The sequence below is a fragment of the Mesorhizobium sp. M7A.F.Ca.ET.027.03.2.1 genome (assembly GCF_003999175.1).
Lineage (GTDB): Bacteria > Pseudomonadota > Alphaproteobacteria > Rhizobiales > Rhizobiaceae > Mesorhizobium.
Genome location: NZ_RZOM01000421.1, coordinates 1 through 4,847, shown reverse-complemented (window position 1 = coordinate 4,847; position 4,847 = coordinate 1). Strand labels below are relative to the sequence as shown.

General features: G+C 63.0%; 3 protein-coding genes. All 3 read left to right on the top strand.

The window, feature by feature from the left end:
- Positions 1–260 (top strand): hypothetical protein (locus tag EN750_RS18605; protein ID WP_127397286.1); only part of this gene is annotated, 260 nt, incomplete at its 5' end.
- A 368-nt stretch (positions 261–628) separates the two neighbouring features.
- Entirely contained in the window at positions 629–3,262 is a 2,634-nt protein-coding gene (gene topA / locus EN750_RS18600; protein ID WP_127397285.1) for a type I DNA topoisomerase, read from the top strand.
- A 6-nt stretch (positions 3,263–3,268) separates the two neighbouring features.
- The coding region (locus EN750_RS18595; RefSeq protein ID WP_127397284.1) for an RNB domain-containing ribonuclease at positions 3,269–4,847 on the top strand (1,579 nt) is incomplete at its 3' end.

Genomic DNA, 4,847 nt, shown 5'->3' with positions numbered 1-4,847 from the left:
GCATGACGCTGTATACCTATGACAAGGACGAGAAGGGCAAGACCAATTGCTACGACAAATGCGCCACCAACTGGCCGCCGCTGAAAGCCGAAGCCGGCGCCAATGCGGACGACGAATGGACCGTTGTCGACCGCACCGACGGCACCAAGATGTGGGCCTATGACGGCAAGCCGGTCTACACCTTCATCAAGGACAAGAAGCCCGGCGATGTGACCGGCGACGGCGTCGGCGAAGTCTGGCATATCGTCAAGGCCGACTAAGATACTCAATACATTCACGCCTGATGGCGGAACAAGGCTGGTCGCCAGGCATCGCTCTATGCAGCCGGCGGCCAGCGTCGATCAATTTGCCACTGGCGTCGCCCCGATGCCACTGCTCCAGCAGCTTTCCGCGACTCGGCGAAAATGAAAACCAGTCGTTTCCGCTGACTTGAGACCACCATCTCCCTTTCCCAAATTCTGTGATTTTCTCTATACACTCTAGGAGTGTATTGCAGCAGACCGGCCCGCAATTTGGGCGCTTCCCCTTGACCGGATGCAAAAGCGCGGCCATGTGAGCGACAAATAGAACGAGATTTCGTCGCGCGCAGCGGAATTCTTCTGCCGCACCACAGCTGATATGAGACCTCATGGACGTCGTCGTCGTCGAATCGCCGGCCAAGGCGAAGACAATCAACAAATACCTCGGCAAGAACTACAAGGTTCTGGCCTCGTTCGGCCATATCAGGGATTTGCCTGCCAAGGATGGTTCGGTGCGTCCGGATGAGGATTTCGCCATGTCCTGGGCGGTCGACACCGCCTCGGGCAAGCGACTCGCCGACATCGCCAAGGCGGTCAAGGATGCCGATGGCCTGATCCTCGCCACCGACCCGGATCGCGAAGGCGAAGCCATTTCCTGGCACGTTCTTGAAGTGCTGAAGCAGAAGCGCGCGCTGAAGGACAAGCCGGTCAGCCGCGTCGTCTTCAATGCCATCACCAAATCGTCGGTGCTGGAGGCAATGGCCAATCCGCGCCAGATCGATGCGCCGCTGGTCGATGCCTATCTCGCCCGCCGGGCGCTGGATTATCTCGTCGGCTTCACGCTGTCGCCGGTGCTGTGGCGCAAGCTGCCGGGCGCCCGCTCGGCCGGCCGCGTCCAGTCGGTTGCGCTGCGCCTGGTCTGCGATCGCGAATCCGAGATCGAGCGCTTCATCCGCGAGGAATACTGGCAGATCGCTGCACTGCTGGGCACGCCGCGCAACGAGAATTTCGAAGCGCGGCTGACCGCCTTCGATCGCAAGAAGCTGCAAAAGCTCGACATTTCCAACAAGGCGCAGGCCGACGACATCAAGTCGATGCTTGAAGGCGCGACCTTCAAGGCGGTGTCGGTCGAAGCCAAGCCGACCAAGCGCAATCCCGGCCCGCCCTTCACCACTTCGACGCTGCAGCAGGCCGCCTCATCGGGCCTGGGCTTCTCGGCCAGCCGCACCATGCAGGTGGCGCAACGCCTCTATGAAGGCATGGAGATCGGCGGCGAGACCACAGGTCTCATCACCTATATGCGAACCGACGGCGTGCAGATGGCACCCGAGGCGATCGACGCCGCACGCGACGCCATTGCCAAGGAATTCGGCGCAAAATACCTGCCGGAAAAGCCGCGCCAGTATACCGCCAAGGCCAAGAACGCCCAGGAAGCGCACGAAGCGATCCGCCCGACGGATTTCATGCGCACCCCGGCATCCGTCAGGCACTATCTCGATTCCGACCAGATGCGGCTCTATGAGCTGATCTGGAAGCGCGCCATCGCCAGCCAGATGCAGTCGGCCGAGATCGAGCGTACCACCGCCGAGATCGAGGCGGTCAACGGATCGCGCACCGCTGAGCTGCGTGCCATCGGTTCGGTCGTTCGCTTCGACGGCTTCATTGCCGCCTACACCGACCAGAAGGACGACGATGCGGAAGACGAGGAAAATCGCCGCCTGCCCGAAATCCGCGCCGGCGAGCAGCTTGCCCGCCAGGCGATCAACGCGACCCAGCACACCACCGAGCCGCCACCGCGCTATTCCGAAGCCTCGCTGATCAAGAAGCTGGAAGAACTCGGCATCGGCCGGCCTTCTACCTATACGGCGATCCTGAAGACGCTAGAGGACCGTGACTACGTCACCATCGACAAGCGCCGGCTGGTGCCGCAGGCCAAGGGCCGGCTGCTGTCGGCCTTCCTCGAAAGCTTCTTCAAACGCTATGTCGAATACGACTTCACCGCGTCCCTTGAGGAAAAGCTCGACGAGATTTCCGACGGCAAGCTCGCCTGGAAGGACGTGCTGCGCGATTTCTGGAAGGATTTTTCCGGTGCCGTCGCCGACATCAAGGAACTGCGCGTCACCGACGTGCTCGACGCGCTCAATGAAGAACTGGCACCGCTGGTGTTCCCGACGCGGGAGGACGGCTCCAATCCGCGCATCTGCCCGAAATGCGGCACCGGCAATCTGTCGCTGAAGCTTGGCAAGTTCGGCGCCTTTGTCGGCTGCTCCAACTACCCCGAATGCTCCTTCACCCGCCAGCTCGGCGATGCCGCCAATCCCAATGGCGAGAATGGCGGCGGCGAAGACGGCACCAAGGTGATCGGCAAGGATCCCTACACGTCAGAGGAAATCACGCTGCGCAGCGGCCGCTTCGGCCCCTATCTGCAGCGTGGCGACGGCAAGGAAGCCAAGCGTTCCAGCCTGCCCAAGGGCTGGACGGCAGAGTCGATCGACCACGAGAAGGCGCTGGCGCTGCTGTCATTGCCGCGCGATGTCGGCCAGCATCCGGAAACCGCCAAGATGATCTCAGCCGGGCTTGGCCGCTACGGCCCCTTCGTGCTGCATGACGGCACCTATGCCAATCTCGAAAGCATCGAGGACGTGTTCTCGATCGGCCTCAACCGCGCCGTATCGGTGATCGCCGAGAAGCAGCTGAAGGGCAAGGGCGGCCGCAATGGCGGTACTGCCGCAGCGCTGAAGGAGCTTGGCGACCATCCCGATGGCGGCGGCAAGATCGTCGTGCGCGACGGCAAATACGGGCCTTACGTGAATTTCGGCAAGGTCAATGCTACGCTGCCCAAGGGCAAGGATCCGCAGTCGGTGACGATCGAGGATGCGCTGGCGTTGATTGCCGAGAAGGAAGCCAAGGGCGGCGGCAAGAAGCCGTTCCGAAAGGCAGCCGCGGCCAAGGCCCCGGCGACCAAGAAGGCAGCAGCCAAGAAGCCGGCTGCGAAGAAGCCGGCCGCGAAGAAAAAAGGATAGGACAGCGTGGCGCGCAAGATCACCGGCAGAACCCACGGCGATCCGCGCACCGCCGACACCAGGGCCAAGGTCAAGGACGACTACCGGCCCTCGCGTGACGAAATCCTGCGCTACATCGCCGAAAATCCCGATCGCGCCGGCAAACGCGACATCGCCAAGGCGTTCGCACTGCGCGGCGACGACCGCATCTGGCTGAAGGACATTTTGCGCGACTTGCAGGACGAAGGCGTCCTCACCAAGGAGCGCAAGGGGCTGGCTCGCGTCGGTGCCCTGCCCCATGTCACGGTCCTCGATATTTTCGACCGCGATGCCGATGGCGTGCTCTTGGCGCGTCCTACCGAACACACGGCCAATGGACCGCCGCCCATCGTTTCCATCCGCCTGTCGCGCAGTGGCAGTGGACCGGCGCCCGGCATTGGCGACCGCGTGCTGGCCAAGACCTTTCCGGCCGACGACACGAACGTCGCCCTGGGCGGCCCCGCCTACACCGGGCGGGTGGTGAAGATTTTCGAAAAACGTACCGATGCCGTGCTCGGTGTCTTTCGCATCTTGCAGGACGGCACCTTCCGCATCGAGCCCGTGGAACGGCGCCAGCCCGAACTGATCGTCGACAAGGAGTTCCAGAACGGCGCCAAGAACGGTGATCTGGTGGAGGTCGAGCCGGCGCGGGCTTCCCGCTATGGGCTGCCGAGGGCCAAGGTGCTTAACGTGCTGGGCTCTCTGACCAGCGAAAAGGCGGTCTCTATGATCGCCATCCACGCGCACGACATTCCGCATATCTTCCCGGCCGACGTCATCGCAGAATCCGAAGCGGTCAAACCGGCGACGCTGGATCACCGCGAGGATTGGCGCGACCTGCCGCTGATCACCATCGATCCGGCCGACGCCAAGGACCATGACGACGCCGTCTTCGCCACGCCGGATCTCGACGAGAAGAACCCCGGCGGCGTGGTTGCCACTGTCGCAATCGCCGACGTCGCCGCCTATGTGCGCTACGGCACGGCGCTCGACCGCGAAGCATTGAAGCGCGGCAATTCGGTGTATTTCCCGGATCGCGTCGTGCCGATGCTGCCCGAGCGCATCTCCAACGATCTCTGTTCGCTGCGCGAGGGCCAGGACCGGCCGGCGCTCGCGGTGCGCATGGTTTTTTCGGCCGAGGGCCGCAAGCTCAGGCACTCCTTCCATCGCGTCATGATGAAGTCGGCGGCAAAGCTCGCCTACCAGCAGGCTCAGGCGGCGATCGACGGCGCGCCGGACGACAAGACAGGCCCGATCCTCAAAACCGTGCTGAAGCCACTGTGGGATGCCTATGCGATCCTGAAGCGCGGCCGCGACGGACGCCAGCCGCTCGAACTCGACCTGCCGGAGCGCAAGATCGTGCTCAAGCCGGACGGCACCGTCGATCGCGTCATCGTGCCGGACCGGCTCGATGCCCACAAGCTCATCGAAGAATTCATGATCCAGGCCAATGTCGCGGCGGCCGAAACGCTCGAGGCGAAGAAACAGGAACTGGTCTATCGCGTCCATGACGCGCCATCGCTGGCCAAACAGGAATCGCTGCGCGAGTTCCTACAGACATTGGGCC